This is a genomic window from Pseudomonadota bacterium (genome assembly GCA_026388275.1).
Taxonomy (GTDB): Bacteria; Desulfobacterota; Syntrophorhabdia; order Syntrophorhabdales; family Syntrophorhabdaceae; genus JAPLKB01.
On sequence record JAPLKB010000036.1, the window covers coordinates 1 to 21,212 of the forward strand.

Consider the following 21,212-nt stretch of genomic DNA (forward strand, 5'->3'; position numbering starts at 1 on the left):
GGGTGAGTTTCTTCATTTTTATTTCTATTTTCTACCTCTCCCTAATTTTGTCTTTTAGAGGCATATGTATGTTCATTCTGTGAATCAGTTTTCCATTCACTATTCACTATTCACTGCTTTTTATGATTTAACTTAAGATGTACAGACCAAAGATGTATTTACAAAGATGTGCTTTAATTTATAAACATGTATTGTAATAGATACACTATTTCAAATATTCTTTTCAAGAATATTTTTATAAAAAAATACAAAATATTTACAATTATTTATTCTGCTGTAACTTATCTGTATCCTTACTCTTAAGTCCTTCAAAACCGGTCCACATTACCTTTAAGGTGACACTGCGTTGGTTTTGATTGCAAAATCAACAGCTATATAATACCATGTTGCAAATGACCGCACAGTCACCCTTTGATGAAAAAAGCTGTATAATCAATCCGGGCAGGTGGTCTGAGGATGATCTTGACCGCCTTATGCAGGAAGCTGCACGCATTGAAGATGTCGGCGACAGGATAGCATTTGTCTCAGCGAAGTTCATTGGTGTGGGCTATCAGGAATCCACGTTAATTGGCGATACCGGCATTCCTGAGAAACTTGTTGTAAACCTGGAAGGTGTCGATTGTTTTACCTTCATTGACTATGTCGAGGCTATGTGCCTGTCCTGCTCTTTTTTGGAATTCAAAGAGAATTTGAAACGGGTGCGGTATCATTCCGGAATGGTTGACTATTTGCAGCGTAATCACTTTTTTACAGATTGGATTGACTTTAACAGGGAATTTGTAGAAGAGGTGACAGAAGAGGTTGGGGGGCAAAAAACTAAGAAAGCCAATAAAAATATTAATATTAAGGAAGACGGCACGTTTTTTCTGGAAGGGATTAGTCCGCGAGAACGTGAAATATGTTTTATCCCCACAGAGTCGATTGATGACGCAGTCATCGCGGGACTGCGAAACGGAGATTATGCAGGTATATACACAGAAAAAGCAGGCCTCGATGTCTCCCATGTGGGTATCATTATCAAAAAAAAGGGCAAATGCTTTTTAAGACACGCCTCTTCCCTTGAGGCAAACAGAAAAGTTATTGACCAGGATCTGAGAAAATACCTGACGGGCAAACCAGGTTTTCTTGTACTACGGGCAAAGAAACTAAATATTGCAAGGAAAATTTAATGATGGTATATAAGGAAAATATAGGAGCAGAGAGGCAGAGGTATTCAGATAGGCTGTCTTATTATTTTGCAGATAATTTTGTCTGTGCCTTTTTCTGATGTACAGGACATTAAGGACTTAATATGGAATTACTGAGACGCATATACAGACACAATCTGGCGCTGGTTGGTTTGATTATTTTGATCCCCATGTTCCTGTGCGCTCTGTTTGCACCTCTTATCTCAGTTCATAATCCTTTTGAGCCTGATTTAAAATATGTACTTGCATCGCCTTCCATTTCACATCCCTTCGGAACGGATACACTCGGAAGAGATGTGTTTGCAAGGGTAGTCTACGGAAGTAGAATCTCCCTTATTGTAGGATTTGTTTCCATAGGCATAGCAGTCATGATAGGTATTGCAATAGGTGCAATTTCAGGCTATTACGGCGGCATTATAGACGAGACGATAATGCGGTTTGTTGATCTCATGATGTGTTTTCCCACCTTTTTCCTGATACTTGCCGTCATTGCCCTTCTTGAGCCAAGTATATGGAATATTATGATTGTCATCGGGCTTACAGGCTGGATGGGTATAGCACGTCTTATCAGAGCGGAAATCCTGAGCATAAAGCATAAAGAATTTGTTCTTGCTGCCAAGGCTCTTGGGTTATCGGAAATGAGAATTATTTTTCGGCACGTACTACCGAATGCAATGTCGCCTATTTATGTAGTTGCAACCCTGGGCATAGGAGGAGCAATCCTTACAGAATCTGCTCTGAGTTTCCTTGGTATAGGGGTTCAACCGCCTACGCCAAGTTGGGGAAATATACTTACACAGGCAAAGGATAATATCGAAGTGGCATGGTGGCTGAGCCTTTATCCGGGACTTGCAATATTTTTAACTGTAATGGGATACAATCTTCTAGGAGAGGGTTTGAGAGACATATTTGATCCGAGAAGATATTATAAGTCCTGATAGTATTTGAGGCTAATAAAAGAAAAGACAGGGGATAGGATGCCGGTTGTAATAGTTGCAATAGTCATCATTGTGTTTTTGCTTTTAATTTTTCTATTTTTCCGTAAAAGTGGAACAACGGCTGATGCACACAAACATCATGTGAAAGAGGCGCCCAGGAAAATAAAAGATAAAGCCGATGATATATTGCCAAAACAGCTTCATGACGCCGATGTCCAGCAGAAGATGCTGCATGAATTATTCCCTTCTCTCAAGGAAATTACTTATTTCTCCATACCGGAGGGGGTTTTTCCGACTCCGATTGAGCATATAGACGAATTGCTTCCGAAAACGATACAAGAAAAAATAGGTTTAATTAAACCAATTCCTACGAACAGTGCTAATCTATTAAATATGTTGAGAAATCCCGAATCGCATCCCAGAGAAATTTCAGCAATTGTTTCGACAAACCCTGTTTTCTCAGCAAAGATTCTCCAGACAGTAAATTCGGCATACTTTGGTCTTAACAATAAAATCACATCTCTGGGCAGGGCAATCACCCTTCTGGGGTATAACAACGTAAGAACCCTTATATTTGAAGATTCTTTAAAAAAAGTTATGCCCATCGGACAGGATGACAAGTCAGAGATGTATGTAAACATCTGGATACATTCTGCAATAGTTTCGGTTTGTGCAGGCTATCTTGGGAAAAAGATATTTCAATTTTCTGAGTATGACCTTGCTACGATGGGGCTTCTCCATGATATTGGAAAGTATTGCTATCATTTGCTCGAAATACAGGGAGAAGCAGCACCGGATCTTCCATCGATTATTCAGGAAGAACAAAAGTACAGTATTAACCATGCAACGCTGGGAAGTCTGATAGCAAGAAACTGGCAATTATCTGAGAGCATAGTCCAAAGCATTGCATATCACCATTATCCCAGCTTTTTATTGCCTGAGAGCATTCCCCCTGCTTTTCTGAAGGAAAGTTTTATCATATCTCTCTCCGACCTTATCGTTAAAGCGCTTGGGTATAAAGGACAGGGAGATGATATCCTGCCGATAAAAGAGGAGTATTTTAATATGTTTCATCTAAGTTCGATGTTACCGGGAATGATAACGCCATCTTTGATAAAAGATATTGAAAAAACACGTTTAACCGTAGAAAGCTATGTAAAGGTCACAGCAGCCGATGCCGTTTGAAACGATAAACAATCTAAAAATTTATTATGAAGTCCACGGTGAAGGTGAAGCTGTTATATTTATGCATCATGGCTTCGGCTGTACAAGGATATGGAATTCGATCTATCCACGTTTTACTGCACAGGGCTATAGGGTGGTAATGTATGACCGCCGGGGTTATGGCCGGTCAGAAAGAGGCGATGATTTTCAGCAATTTTATGAAAGCGACCGATACCGGCCGGAAAGTCTGGAAGAACTGAAAATAATAAAAGAAAACTTCGGTATTAAGGAATGCCATTTAGTAGGGCAATGTGAAGGCGGCGTTATAGGTGTAGACTATGCTATCCGGTATCCGAATGAAGTTAAAACTCTGACTACTGCCAGCACCCAGTGTTATAGCGATGTGCCTATGACCGAACTCAATGCTATAAAGTTTGGAAAAAAATATGCATACCTTGAAGCAGAATTGCAAGCTAAGATGATCGGATGGCACGGGGAAGCTGCTGAAATTAATTACAACCAATTCACCAAGTATGGTGGTGCTTACGGTAAGGACTATTTTGATCTGCGGCCTATCCTGCCGCTTGTTGCCTGCCCCACCATGGTATTGTATCCTGACCGGAGTGCAATTTTTGACGTAGAACAGGCTGTTGCTTTTTACCGTTATTTACCAAAGGGGGAGTTGGCTGTTTTTCCGAAATGCGGTCACAATACCTATGAACAAAAGCCGGAAGACTATGCACGTACCGTCCTGGATTTTATTACCAGAAATACAAAAGGCGAGGATTCAAGGCCACGTCCGGCTATGACATGCCTGGCGTAAAAAACGGTAGAGTTTACAAACAGACAACAACCTTGTTTTGGCAGGCAAAATAAATATTAAGGCAATAACAAGTCTAAATCACTCTTGACTTTTCTCTTTATTCATCATAATATAAGTAGCTTTTTTTCAAAATAAAAGTTTCAGGAGTTTAAAAATGTATGCCATTATTGAAAATGGAGGCAAGCAGTATAAGATAACTGAGGGAGAAAAGGTAAAACTGGAAAAGTTCACCGGTGTTGAAGGAGAAGATATCCAGATAAAAGAAGTTCTGGCCCTCAACGATGGAACCAACACTATAATCGGCAGTCCTTACATAGACGGTGCATATATACAGGGCAAGGTTGTTTCTCACGGTAGATTGAAAAAGGTAATAGTGTTCAAGTTCAAACGCAGGAAAGACTACAAGAAGAAAAACGGGCATCGTCAACATTTTACCGAATTGCTCGTAGAGAAGATACACTCGGAGGCATCTCATGGCGCATAAGAAAGCAGGCGGAAGTTCAAGAAACGGAAGGGACAGCGACGGCCAGAGACTTGGTGTAAAACTGTATGGCGGTCAAAGTGCCAGGGCCGGCAATATAATAGTCAGACAGCATGGAACAAAGATACACCCCGGAACCAATGTTGGTATGGGCCGTGATTACACCTTATTTGCCCTGGCGGACGGAATTGTAACATTTGCGTCTAAGGGCAATAGAAAAAGGGTGAGTATATCCCTTGTTGAATGAAATTTGTTGATGAAGCAGATATATATATAAAAGCAGGCAATGGTGGCCATGGTTGTGCAAGTTTCAGGAGAGAGAAATTTGTTCCCAGGGGAGGGCCAAACGGGGGAGACGGCGGAAAAGGGGGAGATGTAGTTGTAGTAGGCAATAAAGCACTTTCAAGTCTTTTAGATTTCAAATATAAACGTATCTATCGAGCAGAAAACGGGAAAAACGGCAGCGGGAAAAATAAGAAGGGCAGGGAAGGTAAGGATTTGTATATCCATTTGCCTCTCGGAACCATTGTATATGATAAGGCACATTTAACGCCGCTGTGCGATATTACAGAGGACAACAAACATTATATTGTTGCAAAAAGCGGGAAGGGCGGCAGGGGTAATACTCATTTTGTAACCTCCACGCACAGAGCTCCTGTAGAATTTGAATACGGTACAGAAGGAGAAGAGAAGGAGTTAAAACTCGTACTAAAGCTCCTTGCAGATGTCGGGATTGTTGGTCTGCCAAACGTAGGAAAATCAACCCTCATATCATGTTTAACAAACGCAAAGCCCTTAATAGGAGACTATCCCTTTACCACATTAACCCCTGCCCTCGGTGTATTCCGGGAGGATGACGACACCTTTGTCATTGCAGATATCCCGGGTTTAGTAAAAGATGCCTCAAAAGGCAGAGGACTGGGCTTAACATTTTTGAAACATATTGAGAGAACGAATAAAATTCTCTTAATGCTGGATGCATCTTCTGAATCAACAGGCAAAGATTATGAAACATTGCTGGACGAGCTTAATTCTTATAATAAAGAGATATCAGAAAAAGAAAGAATTTTAGTATTGAATAAAATTGATCTTTCATCAAAAGCTGCGATAAAGAGATGGAGCGATTATTTTAAGGAAAAAGGCGAAACAGTAACCAGTGTCAGTGCTTTAAAAGGGCAGGGCATTGATGCCTTAAGAGGTTTGTTGAAGAAACAGAAGATTAAAAAGCAGGAGCAGGTTTTGACCTGCACTGAACAGGAAAAACAGGTATTGCATGATTAATGTCAAACGGGTTGTGATAAAAGTAGGAACATCCGTTCTCCTGGATAAAGACAATAAGATCAGCGCTGATATGATAGGGCGGTTTGCAAAGCAGATAAGAAAAATAAAGGAGAAAGGGATCAGCCCGGTCATTGTATCAAGCGGGGCCATTGCCTGTGGAATGGAAACCCTTAATTTAAAAAAGCGGCCAAAAGAGATTGCAAAAAGGCAAGCCCTTGCATCAATCGGGCAGATACTGCTCATGAAAATGTATATGGAAGCATTCGAAAAAGAGAGGATAAAAACCGGTCAGATATTGCTAACCCATGAAGACATAAAAAGCAAAAACAGATGTTTAAATCTTATGAACACATTAAATATGCTTCTTGCTATGGATATAATTCCAATAATCAACGAAAACGATGCCCTTTCGTTCAAAGAAATCAGGTTCGGCGATAACGACAACTTATCTGCTCTTATTGCACAAATCTCCAATGCAGATCTTCTCCTGCTCCTATCAGATGTTGACGGGTTGTTTGATAAGGATCCGAATAGATATACAGGCGCCAGTATCATCAATGTTGTTCATAAGATAGATGATAAAATTGAAAAGATAGCCGGTGAAACAAGGAGCGAAAAAAGTACGGGCGGGATGGTAAGCAAACTGGAGGCAGCGAAGAAGGCGGGCAGCTACGGTATACCTACGAGAATAGTCAGGGGAAATCTGGACAATATCGTATTAAGGATCATTAAAGGGGAAGAGTTGGGAACACTGTTTCTTGCAGATAAAAAAATGACAAGGAATAAATGGTGGACTGCCTTTGCTTATAAGATTAAAGGTAAAATTCACATAGACAAAGGAGCTGAACATGCCATAGTTCGCGGCGGCAAAAGCCTTCTGTCATCCGGTATAATCAAGGTGGAAGGGGATTTTTTAAGAGGTGAGTGTATTGAAGTGGATAATACCGTTGGCGGGATTATTGCTAAGGGCATAACAAATTATTCGTCATCGGATATTGATAAGATAAAGGGTCTAAAAAGTATTGATATTGAAAAGAAGCTCGGATATAAATATGCTGAAGAAATTGTACACAGAGATAATATGGTGGTGATATGAAACCCAGGGAGCTTGCACAAAAAACAAAAACAGCATCCGGTATACTTTCCCATGCTGCAACAGAGAAAAAAAACAGCATCCTTATGATACTGGAGGGGTTGATTGCGGATAAACAGGAATATCTTTTCAACGAAAACAGAAAGGATATTGAAAACGTCCAGAAGCAAGGACTCCCAGGAAGTATGGTGGACAGGCTCAGGATAGATGATAAAATCATCCGCGAAATGCAGGCAAGCATCAGAGATGTTGTAGCGCTCCCTGATCCTGTAGGTGAGATTGTAAAATTATGGACAAGGCCGAATAATCTGCGTGTTGGCCGGATGAGAATACCCATTGGTGTCATCCTTGTAATTTATGAATCAAGACCCAATGTAACAATTGAGGCCTTCTCCTTATGCCTGAAAAGCGGTAATTGTGTGATCCTGAAGGGCGGTTCCGAGGCTTATCATTCAAATCTTGCGCTTTTCAGCCTTATTACAGAATCCCTGGAAAAAGCAGGTATTACTCCTGATGTAGCACAATTTGTCGGCACAGGCGACAGGGCATATATCTATGAACTTCTGAAACTGGACGACTATATTGACCTCATTATTCCAAGGGGCGGAGAAGCCCTTATCAGGAGTGTTGTTGAACAATCAAGCATTCCTGTTTTAAAGCACTATAAAGGCGTATGCCACATATATGTTGATGAGTGGGCGCAGCTTGATCTGGCATACAAGGTCTGCCTTAATGCAAAAGTTCAAAAACCGGCAACATGCAATGCCATGGAAACCCTCCTTGTCCATGAATCTGTAGCAAAGACTTTTCTGCCTGAAATGGCAAATATTTTTCATAAACAGGGTGTTGTCATCAAAGGCTGCGGAAAAACGGTAAAAATCCTGAAAGGAATTGATAAAGCAAAAGAACAGGACTGGTACGAGGAATATCTTGATTTAACCCTTTCAATAAAGATAGTTAAAGATATGGACGAAGCTGTTTTGCATATCAGAAAATACGGTTCAAACCATACGGATGCAATTATCACGGCAAACTATGATAATGCATGGAGGTTCTTAAGGGAGGTCAATTCGTCTTGTGTGCTTATCAATGCTTCTACAAGATTAAACGACGGCTTTCAGTTAGGTCTTGGAGCAGAGATGGGTATCAGTACGACAAAGCTGCACGCTTTCGGTCCCATGGGGCTTGAAGAATTGACGGTTAACAAGTTTATTGCCTTTGGCGACGGGCAGTTGAGGAAATGATGAAAGTAGGCATTTTCGGCGGTACCTTTGATCCTGTACATATTGGACATTTAAGAACTGCAGAAGAGATACGTGAGCAGTACCTGCTTGATAAGGTTTATTTTGTACCGGCTTACATACCGCCTCATAAGAGGACCCGGGAAATAACGGATCCCGTCTTACGCCTGAAGATGTTAAAAAGGGCGGTCAGAGGCAACAAATCCCTTTATGCGTCCGATATAGAAATAAAGAATCAAGGAATCTCCTATTCTATTAATATGATAAAAATATTTCAGAAGCGCTTTGAAAAACTCTATTTTATAATAGGCATTGATGCCTTTTTAGAGATAGATACCTGGTATCATTATCAGGAGATATTTAATTACACAGATTTTATTATTATAGAAAGGCCTATCAACAGGAAAACGCCGGCCAACACATTGTTCCCTTCTGACATAAGGAAAAAAATAAACAGGATAGACGAACGGACATACAAACATATATCCGGAAATAAAATTCACTTGCAAAGGGGCACTCAGCTTGATATATCATCAACAATGATAAGGGATTCGGCAAGCAGCGGCAGGTCTATCAAATACCTTGTTCCTCAACTGGTAGAGAGATTTATTGATGAAATGGGATTGTATAGGAGAATAACGAATTAAGAATGAAACATGAAAAAGGAGATGCTTAACTGCTTCTGCTTTTTTAAAGAGGGTAAATGGAAACAGTAGATAAAGTAAGGATGTGCAGTAAGTATGCTGAAGAAAAAAAGGCAGACGATGTATTGATGCTTGAGCTTGCAGGATTAACTGATATTGCAGATTATTTTGTGCTGGCAAACGGGACAAGCGAAAGACATGTAAAAACCATATCCGAGCATATTGAAACAAGCATGAAAAACGAAGGTATAAAACCGTATTCTATCGAAGGATACAATGACGGAAGGTGGGTAATAATAGATTACCGGGACGTTATAGTTCATGTATTCCTTGAGCCTTTAAGAGAACTATACGACCTTGAAAGCCTCTGGATTGAGGCAAAAAGACAAAGGCTGGAGAAAGAAAATAAAAGCAACTTAGAGGTGGAACATGGAAAAAGAACAGATTGAATATTTCAGAAAAAAGCTTCTGAAGACAAGGGAAGGTATATTGAATAAGGCAAAGAAGCTTAAGGAAGAATCTTGTACGCTTGGAACGGATGGCATTCAGGACATGGCAGATGCTGCAAGCAACTCATATAATGCCGATATTCTGATGAGTATAAGCGACAACGACCTTAAGCTCTTGAAGGATGTAGACCATACCCTTGACAAAATAAAAAATGAAACATATGGCATATGTGAAGAGTGTGAAGAAAAAATTAATGAAAAAAGACTTGAGGCAAATCCCGTTGCAAGGTATTGTATTACATGTAAGCGAATGATGGAAGAAAAAGGGATATAATCATATGAAATATAAGATATTCTTTTTCCTGTCTCTACTGTTTGTAATTTTTTACCTCTATATAAATCATCTTAATCCGGATAATGTTAAGTTTTACCTTGGCGGCGGGAAGTTCTTCGAAACAAACGTTGCAACTTATGTAGTAGCATCGTTTGTACTGGGTATCATTATCTCAATTATCATAAGTTTCTTCTATGATATCGGGAGGCTTATCAGCGGGTGGAAAGAAGGCAAAAGAGGAAAAAGAAGACAGGAATTCAAGGATTTTCTTGAAAAGGCAAAGGCATATGATTTGAGGGGTGATAGAGAGAAAGCCATAGAAAACCTTAACAGGATTATCAGAAAAAACCCTGACATGGAAGAGTCCTATATGTTTCTCTCAGATATGTACATATCCATGAAAGAGTTTGATAAAGCAATAGAGACACTCGACCTTGCAGAGACAAACATTGGTAAACGCGAAGCTGTACTGTTGAAAAGAGCAAAGGTGCGACTTACAATAAAGGATACGCAAAAAATTGAAGATGAATTAAAAGAAGTATTAAAGACAAATGAATCGAATCTTGAAGCACTGGCAATTTTGAGGGATTACTACATTTCCAGAAAGAAATGGAATGATGCTTACGAAGCAGAAAGAAAAATAAAAAAATTCATAAAAACAGATGATGAAAACAAAGAATTCCTTGGCATACGGTGTGAAAAAATCCGTACGCTTTTTACTAATAAATTTGAGATCAATTCCGATAGTATCATTAAAGAATTAAAAGACATTATAAGTGAGGATAAACGGTTTATACCTGCTTATGTGCTTCTGGCCGAAGCATATAAAAGAACCGATAAGCTTAATGAAGCGGGCAGGGTATATGGCAGAGGTTATTCAAAAACAGGCCATATAATCTTTCTTTTAAAAATGGAAGACCTTTACATCGACAGGGGAAACCCTGAAATCATACTGAAGATATACCGGAGAATTCTTGATATCTCTACAAAAAACTATCTCATAGAATTTCTCTATGCAAGGTTGTGTTTGAGGTTGGAGATGATCGATGAAGCAATAGACATGCTCAATACATTGCTTGCAGAGGGCGCTGATTTTAAAGGACTTCATAAGGCCATGGCAGAGGCATATATCCATAGGGGGCAAATGGAAAAGGCAGTGGAAGAATTCCGGCGTGCATTTCCTGCTGAACATGTTTATATCCCTTTTATATGCACCCACTGCCAGTCTAAAAAAGTAGAGTGGTCGGATTTTTGCGATACTTGCAATAGCTGGAATACAATTAATGTAAAAAAAGAAGACTTCTTCTATACCGAGGCAACGGAGTTGAAAGTGCTTTATGAAGGAGAAGCCTGGGATAAGGAGTAGAAAAATGATAAAAGACTTGCTTATAACCAATAACAATAAGATCATCTTTTTAATTCTTGACGGGCTTGGCGACATCCCGAACCCTGAGTATGCATACCAGACTCCGCTTGAAGCAGCCAGGAAACCCAATATAGACAATCTTTCCACAAAAACCGGCGTGCTTGGACGTATTCTGCCTGTTGATATTGGTATTACGCCGGGAAGTGGCCCGGGACATCTTAGTCTGTTCGGGTATGACCCCATCACCTATGAGATAGGCAGAGGTGTGCTCGAAGTGCTTGGCCTTAATATGGATCTGCAGGACGGTGATCTTGCAGCACGGGCAAATTTCTGCACAATGAAAGACAACATTGTAACAGACAGAAGGGCAGGGAGAATAGCAACAAGTGAAACAGAACGTTTATGTGAAATGCTCACAAGGGCAATTCCAGAGGTTGAAGGCGCAAAAGTCCTTATAAAGCCCGGGAAATCACACAGGTTTGCCGTAATATTCAGAAGCAAGGGGCTTTCAGATAAGTTAACAGACGCAGATCCTCATAAAGATAATAAACCCTTTATATACACAAAACCGAAGACAGGAGAGGCAGAATTTGCATCAAAGGTCGTCAATGCATTTATGGCCCGTGCATTAGATGTCATAAAAGATGAGAAGATTGCAAATGGATTATTGTTACGGGGTTTTTCTGAAAAGCCCGATATACCTTCTTTTTCTGTCAGTTATGGGCTCAACGCTCTTGCTATTGCCACATATCCTATGTATAGGGGCATTGCAAAGGTGCTTGGGATGGATGTTAAGGAAGAACCGAAAGATTACAGCGAAATGGTAAAAATTTTAAAAGACAACTATAATGACTATCAATTTTTCTTTATGCATATAAAAGAAACAGACCTTGCAGGAGAGGACGGGAATTTCCCTGCCAAGGTAACTGCTATTGAAAACGTCGATAAAATTGTGCCGGAGATATACGAACTCAATCCTCAGGCACTAATAATCACCGGTGACCACTCAACGCCCTGCCCCATGAAAGGCCATAGCTGGCACCCGGTTCCGCTTCTTATTATTACAAGGACAGGCGAGCGAGATGGCATAACCTTTCACGAAAAAAACTGCATCAACGGCAGCATCGGAACTATTTACAGCAAACAGCTCATGTCTCTTGCGCTTGCCCATGCTTTCAAACTCGACAAATACGGCGCGTAATCTTTTAAAAGCTGTATTAGAGATTGTATACCCTGTCCACTGCGGCGGATGTGACAAAAAAGGTTATGTCCTGTGCAGGGAGTGCATTGATTCGTTGCGGATAGTTGAAGATGATTCAACGTGTCCTGTTTGCGGAAGATGGCTGGGTAAAAGAGCCGTATGCGGCGAGTGCATTCAAAAGCAAAGAGGCTTCCAGGAAGGATATTACGGCTTTTATTTCGAAAACAGACTTCGTGATGCAATACATGCATTTAAGTTTCACGGAAGGAAAGACGTCGGCAAACATTTAATCCATTTAATAAAAGAAAAAATTATATCTTTTTCAGAATCTTATGACTGTATTATCCCGATTCCTGTCACAGAAAAGAGGCTAAAAGAAAGAGGTTTTAATCAATCTTTTGTCATAGGAGAGGAAATATCAAAGATAACAGGTAAACCCCTTTATCACTCAATCCTTTATAAAGCAAGAGATACGATGGATCAGTACAGTCTTCACAGGGACGAGAGGAAAAAGAATATAAGAGGGGCATTCAGGGTCCAAAACGGGCACGAGATACAGGCAAAAGGGGTCCTGCTCGTGGATGATCTGTTTACAACAGGCTACACGGCAAGAGAAGCCTCTGGGGTACTGCTCAAAGCAGGTGCATGCCATACCCTGTTTTTTGCCCTGGCACGGACGTCCTCATGAGAAAAGCTATTTATATATCTTCTGCTTTAATACTTTCAATTACCTTTGCTATTATCATTGTGCTGACAAATTTATCAACTGTTGTTCCCTATGTGCTGGGAAAGATTATAAAAAGCCAGGTGAATATATCAGATTCTCATCTTGTATACAAGGAAGAAGCATTTACTGTAGATTTTAATGAAATCCGTGTAAAGGGGAATATAGAGGGACAGGTCAAAAACTGTCAAGTGGTAATAGGCATAAAAAAAGGATTATATCTTAAAGATGTAATCATCTCTGATTTTGATTTGACCATTTCGCCGGCAAAAGGGAAAACCCGTTTTTTTCCTGTGCCTGAAAACCTCCTGGAGATAAAAAGAGGTATTGTTACATACAATAAACAAAAATTAATCATTGATGAAGCAAGAATATGTTCGTTCAGGCAGGGGAATCCCTTTACCTTTGAAATAACCATGCGGAATGATGAACTGTTCGGGATATTACACGTTTCAGGAGAAGGTGTGCACAAGGGTAAAGCAACTGAAGCAAAAGGTCGGTTGAACATGGCAATGCTGAATCTTCACAGCCTGTCCGACGATATGCATGGAAAGGCAGATATAAACGGCACATTCACATATGCGAAAAAATGTTTTATCTTTGAAGGTCCCTTTGAAATCTTTAATTATATGCTGAATGATACCATATTCAAAAAACCCTTTAATATTGAAAAAGCCAAGGGGAAGGTATCCTTAAAGTATGCTGACAACGTAACAGATATAAAGATAAGTACCATTAGTTTCAAAAATACCCCCCTTGATCTGAATCTGAAGTTTGTAAAAAACACATTTACAAAACTCAACTTCAGCATGGACTTCTTTGCTATCCAGGATGTAAAAGATTATATAGCCATGGATAATGTTACAAAAACAAAATTTGATATATGGAATTATGTTAATGACGGGAAAATAAAAATAAACAAATTTGAATATGATAAAAAGCAACCGCTATATATGGAATTAGAATTAAAAAATACCGGAATATCATATAAAGACAAGTATTTTACTGATGTTGAAGCCGGATTGTTCTTTAAAGAAAATAAACTTAACATCTCCGGCGCTAAGGGGTTTTTTAAAACAAGCAGGCTTTATGATGTAAAGGGCGTTATCCCTCTTTCGAATAACAAAGATATTAATATAAAAGGCAACTATGCCTTTAATCTGAAAGATGTCCCGTTCATTGTGAATACAGGTGGGATAAACGTCGAAAACGGCGAAACAGAAGGCTCAATGGAACTCAGAGGAAATAAGGATGGGGGTTTCGATATTAACGGGGCCGGCAGATTGAGCAACGCCGGTATAGTCTGGAAAAGGTCATCAATATCTGCAAAAGGTGCTTATAAGTTCAACAATGATGAGATTATCTTTGACCCGCTGATAGTCAACGGAGGCAGCACTGCTCTGGTTATCAGGGGAAAGTGGCATAATAATTTTCTTGACTTGAAAATAAAAGGTGATTTAGATGCAGTCCATGTGCAGCCCTTTGTCCCGAAGCCCTCTGATTTTGAGGGAGTTGCAACGCTCGACATTAAGGTGCATAAATTTGACGATAATATCAAAATAGATGGTTATATATCCATGGATAATCTCTATTTCGAATTTCCCGGTATGATAAAAAAGGAAAAAGGCTTAAAGAGCAGGGCAAGGATAAGCCTGGTGAAGGGTGAAACTGGTACCCGCATAGAGCGTTTTTCGTATAATCTCGATATTATCAACTTAGATCTAAAGGGTAGCATAAAACCTGATAAAAAAATGGATCTGGATATTGCCATGGATATTGCAGGCTTTGGCAAAGTCGCTCCTCTCTTTTTTTTCAGCAGCAGTACAACAAGAGGAGACCTGGACCTAAAAATGTCTTTGCGGGATATTAATCTCCCTTTAAAAAAATTGCCCTACATGATCGGTTATGTAAAAATCAATAACGGTTTTCTGAGACTTCCGTGGTTAAAAAAACCCCTCAAAGAAATTGATCTCATTTCAAACTTTAAAGGTGAAATATTCGACATAAAAGCAAAGAAATTAAGATGCGGCAATAGTGTTTTAAACAACGGAGAATTCCGTTCAGAAGGGCTTGAACACCCCCGTTTCTCACTGTATGTTGACATGGATACTCTCGATTATGATGATTTTAAGACCTCCGATGATTTTAAAATCAGCGTAATTGACAAAAACAGCCTGATGGCAAGAACAAGCGGGGAGATAAATCTGCTGGCAAAAAAAATACATTCAGGCAACTTCAACTGCGAAAATCTTGACTTGAAGGGAATCATGAGCAACAGGATATTGAATATTTCAGAATTGAAAATGAATGCCTTTAACGGCATCATAAATACACATGGCTCTATCGATTTTTCGGGCAATGTTCCCCATATATATGCCAACTGCAGATTGCAGAGAATAAATAATGGAATGCTAATGAAGATCTTTGGCGAAAAAACATATATGGCAGAGGGCAGGTCCAGCATATATGGTGATGTGGATTTGTATGGCAGCACCATAAAAGAACTTATCAGCGACATAAACGGCAATGTCGCGGTATACAGCAAAGATGGATTGATTATGAAATGGAATCTGCTGTCTAAAATATTCAGACTTCTCAATGTATACGATGTGTTTCGGGGAAAAGCCGACCTGTCAAAGGAAGGTCTGCCGTATAAAATGATGGGGGCAACTTTTACTGCAAAAAACGGTATTTTCTTCACAAAAGACTTTCTTATTGACAGCCCTTCTATGGTAATTACCGGAGTGGGGAGCCTGGACATCAAAAAAAATGAGGTAGATGCCAATATAGCTGTCTCGCCGCTTGTTGCTGTTGACAGAACAATAGATAAAATCCCGATTCTGAGAAATATTCTCAAAAATAAAAAAGATGGGTTTCTTCATGTGGCCTACAAAATAAAAGGGCCGATAAATGATCCTGATATAAACTTCAATTTTGCGAATAGTGTCGGAGGCAGGACAATCGAATTATTGCGGAATATTCTGGTGCTGCCGAAGGAGATTTTTGAAAGCAATTAATTAAAAAGCGGGAGGTTTTTAAGTTGTGAAGATAGGAATAATAGGTGCAGGCAAAGTAGGTATATCAATAGGATATGTACTAAAGCAAAAGGGAATGGATATTGCGGCAGTCTCCGATATATCCGAAGCATCTATTATTGCGGCAAAAACATATCTGGGAGATAAAGTCTTTTATACCACCGACAATGTTGAAGTTGTTAAAGCATCGGATATTATTGCCGTTACAACACAGGATAGGATTATCAAAGAAGTGGCCATTGAAATAACCGGAAAGATGGAAAAGCTTGACGGCAAGCTGTTTTTTCACACAAGCGGTGCGCATTCATCAGAATTGCTCTCGCCGCTTGAAACAAAAGGTGCACGCCTTGGTGCCCTTCACCCCTTGCAGACATTCCCTGATATTGACAGTGCAATCAACGTACTTTCTGACACATTTATATTCATCGAAGGCGGTGAAGATTCAATAGATGCCCTGCATGAAATAGGAACTGCTCTCGGCTCCGGTGTTATCAGGATGAAAGGGGAACAGAAGCTGCTCTACCACCTTTGTGCTGTTATTGTCTGCAATCTCCTATGCGCGCTCCTTTATACAGGGGAAGATATTATGGACAAAATCGGCATAGAACTGCAGCCGTTTTTTCCCATTATTAAGGCCACATTGAACAATATTGAAAATAAGGGTCCTCTTATGTCGCTAACCGGTCCGATAGTAAGAGGCGATGTGGAAACAGTGCTTTCTCATATCGAGGCAATGGAAGACATGGAGCTTTATAAGAAGGTTTACAAATCACTTTCCCTTGTAGCGCTGGATATGGCGAAAGAAAGAGGGGATATCAGAGAAGAGGCGCTGGAAAAGCTAAAACATATTTTAAAATAGGGTACATTGTCTGAATTGTATGGCCTTGAATCCTTCTGCGTTTGTTGTGTCCTGGACACAAAGATCATACTTTGCGCATCCTATTTCCGAATGAAAAGACAGCTATCCTATTGCTTCTCCTCCACGTTCTTCTGTGCGGATACGTATGCATTCGGCCAGATCAAGGACAAATATCTTGCCGTCTCCTACTTCGCCGGTATGAGCGCCCTTAATAATTGCTTTGATCGTTGGCTCGACAAAATTCTCGTTTACTGCTATCTCAAGACGTATCTTCCTCAAAAGATTTCCCATCTCCTTTGCGCCCCTGTAAACTTCTGTGACACCCATTTGTCTGCCGTGACCAAGAACTTCATTTACTGTCATGAGGTTTATGTCAGCCTTATAAAGCTCTTCTTTTACTGCTTCCAATCTGTCCGGTTTTATGATTGCAATGATAAGTTTCATAATTGTTTCCTCCTATTCGATGACTGTATATGCATTTTCGTGATGTTGGGTCAGGTCGAGACCTATAATCTCATCCCTCTCCGTTACCCTTACCTTCATAAACAGGTCGACAATTTTGTAGATAATGTAGCTTACCACAAAGCTGTATACACCTATCACCACCACAGCTATCAACTGAACAAGAAACTGTTTGGGGTTTCCATAGAATAATCCATCCGCGCCAGCCGGATTTACGGCCTTGGATGCAAAGAGTCCCACAGCGAGGGTCCCCAGAATACCACCTATGCCATGAACACCGAAGGCATCGAGGGAATCGTCGTACCCGAGTTTGGGCTTTACAATTGCTACAGAGACATAGCACACCACGCTCGCAGCAAAACCGATAACTACAGCAGCGAAAACCGTGACAAAACCTGAAGCTGGAGTAATCGTTGCGAGGCCTGCTATGGAGCCGGTAATGGTGCCGAATATGGTTGGTTTTTCATTAAATATCCATTCAAGAGAGGCCCAGGTTATTCCGGCAATAGCCGCAGCAGTATGGGTTACCACAAGAGCATGTACTGCAAGTCCATTTGCGCCGAGGGCGCTCCCTGCGTTGAAGCCGAACCACCCGAACCAGAGAAGCGCCGCGCCCAGAACAGTGAAGGGAAGATTATGGGGTGGTACAGGTCTGTTATTATAACCCTTTCTCTTTCCAATGACCAGAGCAGTTACAAGGGCTGCCATACCGGCATTTATATGAACAACTGTACCGCCGGCAAAATCGAGGGCTCCCATATCCCTGAGCCATCCTCCTACACCCCATACCCAATGACAAATGGGATCATATACAAAAGTTGCCCATAGTACGGTAAAAATCAGAAAAGCGGAAAATCTCATCCTTTCTGCAAAGGCACCGATGATCAAAGCCGGTGTAATGATGGCAAACATGGCCTGAAAGATCATGAAGGCCTCATGGGGAATAGTGGCCGCATAATCTTTAAAGGGGGCAGCACCTACATTGTTCAGGCCGAGCCACGCAAGCCCGCCCCAGAAACCTTTTCCCGGCGCAAAGGAAAGACTATACCCGTAAAAAATCCATTGGGCTGTAATTACTCCGAGGACAATAAAACATTGCATAAATACGCCAAGCACGTTTTTTCGCCTCACCATTCCTCCATAGAAGAAAGCGAGTCCGGGAGTCATCAACATAACAAAAGCAATGGATACCAATATCCATGCAGTGTCCCCCGTATCCACCTGTGACTTTGATTGTATATCAGATTGAGTGTTCTGCGCTGCCCCTGACGCCTGGTTTGGATCTTCGGCAAAACAGGTCCCTGTAAATATCAAACCTAACAATAATACTACAGCTACAAATTTCTTCAACATGCACCTCCGCTTTTCTTATAGACTCTAAAGGAATATCCCGTCACAGCATCTTAAGAGATTTCATCAAGGATCTCAGGGCTGAATTACAGGCTCGCCTGGCTGACGAAATAATCCACCTTTATCTATTTTGGGCTAAGAACTTAGCTCTCCAGTCTGTATTCTTTGACTGATTTGAACTGCGCTGTTGAGTTTCCCTCGTGGTCGTTGAGAGTGTGCGACAACCTGCACGCCTTTGTGCGGTCTTTCCGTAGGTACGAGTAAACAACAATCTATTTTGGTAACTATGTCTTATTAAGGACAGCGTTTTTCTTGAAAGAATAGAACTTTTTATGGAAGGTAAGAATTTGATGAGCCAATTCCCACTGTTGTTTCCTTTGTAAGGCGGATGTCAGTGAGAATTGGCCGGATTTTTTAATAATGTTGTATACCGGACATTGAACGATTCTTTTAGCCGATAGCTCCACTTCCTCGCTCTTCCGTGCGGATGCGTATGCATTCGGCCAGATCAAGGACAAATATTTTACCGTCCCCCACTTCACCGGTTTGAGCGCCTTTGATGATGGCATTGATCGTCTTTTCGACAAATGTTTCGTTTACCGCTATCTCAAGGCGTATCTTCCTCAAAAGATTTCCCATCTCCTTTGCACCCCTGTAAACTTCCGTGACACCCATCTGCCTGCCGTGACCAAGAACTTCATTGACTGTCATGAGGTTTACGTCAGACTTGTAAAGCTCCTCTTTTACTGCCTCCAATCTGTCCGGTTTTATGATTGCAATGATAAGTTTCATATTATTTCCTCCTATTCAATAACCGTGTAGGCATTTTCGTGATGCTGAGTAAGGTCGAGACCCAGATTCTCGTCTCTTTCCGGAACCCTGACTTTTATGACCATGTCAACGAGTTTGTATATGATGTAGGTCACTACAAGGCTGTATAAGACTGTTACCAGTACGGCAAGCAACTGAATCAGGAACTGTTTCGGGTTTCCGAAGAAGAGCCCGTTTGCACCGTCCGGGTTTATTGCTTTGGAGGCAAAGAGACCTGTGGCAAGGGCACCCCAGATTCCGCCGACACAGTGAACACCGAAAACATCCAGTGCATCATCATAGCCAAATTTTGGTTTTATCCAAGACACTGCGATAAAACAGAATATACTCACACAGACGCCGATTGCAATGGCCGAGAGGGCGCTTACAAAGCCTGCCGCGGGTGTAATTGCAACAAGACCTGCAACTGCACCTGTTGCAGTGCCGAGCATAGTCGGCTTATCGTTAAATATCCAGTCTATGAGAGCCCAGGTCAGACCTGCTGCAGCCGCAGCAGTATTGGTAACTACGAAGGCATTTACGGCCAGTCCGTTGGCAGCAAGAGCACTTCCTGCATTAAATCCGAACCACCCGAACCAGAGAAGCGCTGTGCCCAGAACAGTGAAAGGGAGGTTGTGAGGCAATATGGCTTTGTGGTCAAAGCCTTTTCGTCTTTTAATTAAAATGGCAGTCAGGAGTGCTGCAATACCGGCATTGATATGAACGACAGTACCACCGGCAAAATCGAGGGCGCCCATCTCCCTGAGCCATCCACCTACACCCCAGACCCAGTGACAGACAGGATCATACACGAAGGTTGCCCAGAGGATCATGATGATGACAAAGGCGGAAAATTTCATCCTCTCTGCAAAGGCGCCGATGATGAGCGCCGGTGTTATGACGGCAAACATCATCTGATATACCATAAACAATTGATGGGGGATTGTTGCCGAATAATCCTTGAAAGGCTCAAGACCGACACCTGTGAGGCCGATCCAGTCAAAACCGCCCCAAAAACCCTTACCCGGCCCGAAGGCAAGGCTGTAGCCGTAGAGCACCCATTGTATGCTGATGATGGAAAGGAGAATGAAGCATTGTATGAGAATGGTAAGCACATTTTTGCGTCCTACCATGCCGCCGTAAAAAAAAGCAAGCCCTGGAGTCATAAGCATGACAAGGGCTGTCGCTATGAGCATCCAGGCAGTATCACCTGTGTCCGCCTTTGGAAGAGATGGCGCTGCAACAGGGGCTTGTGCTGAGGGGGCGGCCTGTGTTTCCGTTGCTGGTGCCGTGGAAGGCTTTGTTTCTTCGGCAATTACAAGGCCAGTTATTGCGACAAATAAAAATAGAAATAGAAATAGTACGGTTTTTTTCATTACTGCACCTCCAATTTTGTTGTTGAGTTAAATAAAAAAAATGTCTTTAATCCGTCATCGGGTTAAAGACACCTTCGTCTTAGAGACATATCATATCTTTTTAAAAGAAGATCATTGATCATTAATCACACATCGTTGTGTTGCTGCCTGTATTATATAAAAGTAAAATGGCGGCTGTTTTGGTAACCTTAATCCCCCGGCCACCAGTGTGCGGAGTAAGGGATCTTGTCATTGAGATACCATTTAGACCGGAAAAGGGTACTTTCCGGTAAAGCACGCGTCACAGAACTGCGTACCCACCAGTTCCCTTAGTTCCTCGGTCTTTAAATACCGGAAAGTGTCCACGCCTATGAGTTTTCTCAGTTGCTCGTCGCTCCGATTGCTTGCCAACAAC

At 41.2% G+C, this 21,212-nt stretch carries 21 protein-coding genes; 17 read left to right on the forward strand and 4 right to left on the reverse strand.

Features of this window, described 5'->3' with window-relative positions; all coding sequences use genetic code 11:
• The first annotated feature begins 392 nt into the window (after nucleotides 1–392).
• The 17 genes from NT010_09835 to NT010_09915 all read left to right on the forward strand — a co-directional run bounded on the left by NT010_09835 (nucleotide 393) and on the right by NT010_09915 (nucleotide 16,820).
• Complete coding sequence (locus NT010_09835) at nucleotides 393–1,169, forward strand: DUF1460 domain-containing protein (GenBank protein ID MCX5806348.1); 777 nt, start codon at nucleotides 393–395, stop codon at nucleotides 1,167–1,169.
• 122 nt (nucleotides 1,170–1,291) lie between these two features.
• Complete coding sequence (locus NT010_09840; GenBank protein MCX5806349.1) at nucleotides 1,292–2,125, forward strand: ABC transporter permease; 834 nt, start codon at nucleotides 1,292–1,294, stop codon at nucleotides 2,123–2,125.
• A 39-nt stretch (nucleotides 2,126–2,164) separates the two neighbouring features.
• Nucleotides 2,165–3,310 (forward strand): HDOD domain-containing protein, encoded by a 1,146-nt coding sequence (locus tag NT010_09845; protein ID MCX5806350.1) that lies wholly within the window; start codon nucleotides 2,165–2,167, stop codon nucleotides 3,308–3,310.
• A complete protein-coding gene (locus NT010_09850) occupies nucleotides 3,300–4,112 on the forward strand; it encodes an alpha/beta hydrolase (protein MCX5806351.1) in 813 nt (270 codons plus the stop codon). Before NT010_09845 ends, NT010_09850 begins: the two co-directional genes overlap by 11 nt.
• Before the next feature lie 154 nt (nucleotides 4,113–4,266).
• Complete coding sequence (gene rplU / locus NT010_09855; GenBank protein ID MCX5806352.1) at nucleotides 4,267–4,596, forward strand: 50S ribosomal protein L21; 330 nt, start codon at nucleotides 4,267–4,269, stop codon at nucleotides 4,594–4,596.
• Complete coding sequence (gene rpmA / locus NT010_09860) at nucleotides 4,586–4,840, forward strand: 50S ribosomal protein L27 (GenBank protein ID MCX5806353.1); 255 nt, start codon at nucleotides 4,586–4,588, stop codon at nucleotides 4,838–4,840. The genes rplU and rpmA overlap by 11 nt, the downstream gene beginning before the upstream one ends.
• The gene (gene obgE / locus NT010_09865) at nucleotides 4,837–5,874 is read left to right on the forward strand and encodes a GTPase ObgE (protein MCX5806354.1); all 1,038 of its coding nucleotides are present in this window, start codon (nucleotides 4,837–4,839) and stop codon (nucleotides 5,872–5,874) included. The genes rpmA and obgE overlap by 4 nt, the downstream gene beginning before the upstream one ends.
• Nucleotides 5,867–6,970 carry a glutamate 5-kinase gene (proB, locus tag NT010_09870; GenBank protein ID MCX5806355.1) on the forward strand — a complete coding sequence of 368 codons (1,104 nt, stop codon included), beginning with the start codon at nucleotides 5,867–5,869 and terminating at the stop codon, nucleotides 6,968–6,970. Before obgE ends, proB begins: the two co-directional genes overlap by 8 nt.
• A complete protein-coding gene (locus NT010_09875) occupies nucleotides 6,967–8,211 on the forward strand; it encodes a glutamate-5-semialdehyde dehydrogenase (GenBank protein ID MCX5806356.1) in 1,245 nt (414 codons plus the stop codon). The genes proB and NT010_09875 overlap by 4 nt, the downstream gene beginning before the upstream one ends.
• Nucleotides 8,208–8,855 carry a nicotinate-nucleotide adenylyltransferase gene (gene nadD / locus NT010_09880; GenBank protein MCX5806357.1) on the forward strand — a complete coding sequence of 216 codons (648 nt, stop codon included), beginning with the start codon at nucleotides 8,208–8,210 and terminating at the stop codon, nucleotides 8,853–8,855. Before NT010_09875 ends, nadD begins: the two co-directional genes overlap by 4 nt.
• Before the next feature lie 56 nt (nucleotides 8,856–8,911).
• The gene (gene rsfS, locus NT010_09885; GenBank protein ID MCX5806358.1) at nucleotides 8,912–9,301 is read left to right on the forward strand and encodes a ribosome silencing factor; all 390 of its coding nucleotides are present in this window, start codon (nucleotides 8,912–8,914) and stop codon (nucleotides 9,299–9,301) included.
• On the forward strand, nucleotides 9,282–9,635 hold the full coding sequence (locus NT010_09890) for a TraR/DksA family transcriptional regulator (protein ID MCX5806359.1): 354 nt from the start codon (nucleotides 9,282–9,284) through the stop codon (nucleotides 9,633–9,635). The genes rsfS and NT010_09890 overlap by 20 nt, the downstream gene beginning before the upstream one ends.
• 4 nt (nucleotides 9,636–9,639) lie before the next feature.
• A complete protein-coding gene (locus NT010_09895; GenBank protein MCX5806360.1) occupies nucleotides 9,640–11,001 on the forward strand; it encodes a tetratricopeptide repeat protein in 1,362 nt (453 codons plus the stop codon).
• 4 nt (nucleotides 11,002–11,005) lie between these two features.
• The gene (locus tag NT010_09900; protein MCX5806361.1) at nucleotides 11,006–12,202 is read left to right on the forward strand and encodes a 2,3-bisphosphoglycerate-independent phosphoglycerate mutase; all 1,197 of its coding nucleotides are present in this window, start codon (nucleotides 11,006–11,008) and stop codon (nucleotides 12,200–12,202) included.
• Nucleotides 12,171–12,890, forward strand: a complete 720-nt coding sequence (locus NT010_09905; protein ID MCX5806362.1) for a ComF family protein — start codon at nucleotides 12,171–12,173, stop codon at nucleotides 12,888–12,890. Before NT010_09900 ends, NT010_09905 begins: the two co-directional genes overlap by 32 nt.
• A complete protein-coding gene (locus NT010_09910; protein ID MCX5806363.1) occupies nucleotides 12,887–15,943 on the forward strand; it encodes an AsmA-like C-terminal domain-containing protein in 3,057 nt (1,018 codons plus the stop codon). The genes NT010_09905 and NT010_09910 overlap by 4 nt, the downstream gene beginning before the upstream one ends.
• Before the next feature lie 25 nt (nucleotides 15,944–15,968).
• Nucleotides 15,969–16,820 (forward strand): DUF2520 domain-containing protein, encoded by an 852-nt coding sequence (locus tag NT010_09915; protein MCX5806364.1) that lies wholly within the window; start codon nucleotides 15,969–15,971, stop codon nucleotides 16,818–16,820.
• 102 nt (nucleotides 16,821–16,922) lie between these two features.
• Here NT010_09915 and NT010_09920 read toward each other — a convergent pair whose 3' ends face one another.
• The 4 genes from NT010_09920 to NT010_09935 all read right to left on the reverse strand — a co-directional run bounded on the left by NT010_09920 (nucleotide 16,923) and on the right by NT010_09935 (nucleotide 20,638).
• Nucleotides 16,923–17,264 (reverse strand): P-II family nitrogen regulator, encoded by a 342-nt coding sequence (locus NT010_09920; protein MCX5806365.1) that lies wholly within the window; start codon nucleotides 17,262–17,264, stop codon nucleotides 16,923–16,925.
• A gap of 12 nt (nucleotides 17,265–17,276) precedes the next feature.
• On the reverse strand, nucleotides 17,277–18,632 hold the full coding sequence (locus tag NT010_09925) for an ammonium transporter (GenBank protein ID MCX5806366.1): 1,356 nt from the start codon (nucleotides 18,630–18,632) through the stop codon (nucleotides 17,277–17,279).
• A gap of 450 nt (nucleotides 18,633–19,082) precedes the next feature.
• Nucleotides 19,083–19,424: a P-II family nitrogen regulator gene (locus tag NT010_09930; GenBank protein ID MCX5806367.1), complete on the reverse strand. Its 342-nt coding sequence runs from the start codon at nucleotides 19,422–19,424 to the stop codon at nucleotides 19,083–19,085.
• Between the two features lie 11 nt (nucleotides 19,425–19,435).
• Nucleotides 19,436–20,638 carry an ammonium transporter gene (locus tag NT010_09935; protein ID MCX5806368.1) on the reverse strand — a complete coding sequence of 401 codons (1,203 nt, stop codon included), beginning with the start codon at nucleotides 20,636–20,638 and terminating at the stop codon, nucleotides 19,436–19,438.
• Between the last annotated feature and the right edge of the window lie 574 nt (nucleotides 20,639–21,212).

What these genes read in the sequence shown, in the direction of transcription:
- NT010_09900 (MCX5806361.1), top strand. Translation starts at nt 11,006, where the DNA reads ATGATAAAAGACTTGCTTATAACCAATAACAATAAGATCATCTTTTTA.
- nadD (MCX5806357.1), top strand. Translation starts at nt 8,208, where the DNA reads ATGATGAAAGTAGGCATTTTCGGCGGTACCTTTGATCCTGTACATATT.
- NT010_09845 (MCX5806350.1), top strand. Translation starts at nt 2,165, where the DNA reads ATGCCGGTTGTAATAGTTGCAATAGTCATCATTGTGTTTTTGCTTTTA.
- NT010_09930 (MCX5806367.1), bottom strand. Translation starts at nt 19,424, where the DNA reads ATGAAACTTATCATTGCAATCATAAAACCGGACAGATTGGAGGCAGTA.
- rplU (MCX5806352.1), top strand. Translation starts at nt 4,267, where the DNA reads ATGTATGCCATTATTGAAAATGGAGGCAAGCAGTATAAGATAACTGAG.
- NT010_09895 (MCX5806360.1), top strand. Translation starts at nt 9,640, where the DNA reads ATGAAATATAAGATATTCTTTTTCCTGTCTCTACTGTTTGTAATTTTT.
- NT010_09875 (MCX5806356.1), top strand. Translation starts at nt 6,967, where the DNA reads ATGAAACCCAGGGAGCTTGCACAAAAAACAAAAACAGCATCCGGTATA.
- NT010_09850 (MCX5806351.1), top strand. Translation starts at nt 3,300, where the DNA reads ATGCCGTTTGAAACGATAAACAATCTAAAAATTTATTATGAAGTCCAC.
- NT010_09920 (MCX5806365.1), bottom strand. Translation starts at nt 17,264, where the DNA reads ATGAAACTTATCATTGCAATCATAAAACCGGACAGATTGGAAGCAGTA.
- obgE (MCX5806354.1), top strand. Translation starts at nt 4,837, where the DNA reads ATGAAATTTGTTGATGAAGCAGATATATATATAAAAGCAGGCAATGGT.
- NT010_09935 (MCX5806368.1), bottom strand. Translation starts at nt 20,638, where the DNA reads ATGCTCATAGCGACAGCCCTTGTCATGCTTATGACTCCAGGGCTTGCT.
- NT010_09905 (MCX5806362.1), top strand. Translation starts at nt 12,171, where the DNA reads ATGCTTTCAAACTCGACAAATACGGCGCGTAATCTTTTAAAAGCTGTA.
- NT010_09890 (MCX5806359.1), top strand. Translation starts at nt 9,282, where the DNA reads ATGGAAAAAGAACAGATTGAATATTTCAGAAAAAAGCTTCTGAAGACA.
- proB (MCX5806355.1), top strand. Translation starts at nt 5,867, where the DNA reads ATGATTAATGTCAAACGGGTTGTGATAAAAGTAGGAACATCCGTTCTC.
- NT010_09910 (MCX5806363.1), top strand. Translation starts at nt 12,887, where the DNA reads ATGAGAAAAGCTATTTATATATCTTCTGCTTTAATACTTTCAATTACC.
- NT010_09840 (MCX5806349.1), top strand. Translation starts at nt 1,292, where the DNA reads ATGGAATTACTGAGACGCATATACAGACACAATCTGGCGCTGGTTGGT.
- rpmA (MCX5806353.1), top strand. Translation starts at nt 4,586, where the DNA reads ATGGCGCATAAGAAAGCAGGCGGAAGTTCAAGAAACGGAAGGGACAGC.
- NT010_09835 (MCX5806348.1), top strand. Translation starts at nt 393, where the DNA reads ATGACCGCACAGTCACCCTTTGATGAAAAAAGCTGTATAATCAATCCG.
- rsfS (MCX5806358.1), top strand. Translation starts at nt 8,912, where the DNA reads ATGGAAACAGTAGATAAAGTAAGGATGTGCAGTAAGTATGCTGAAGAA.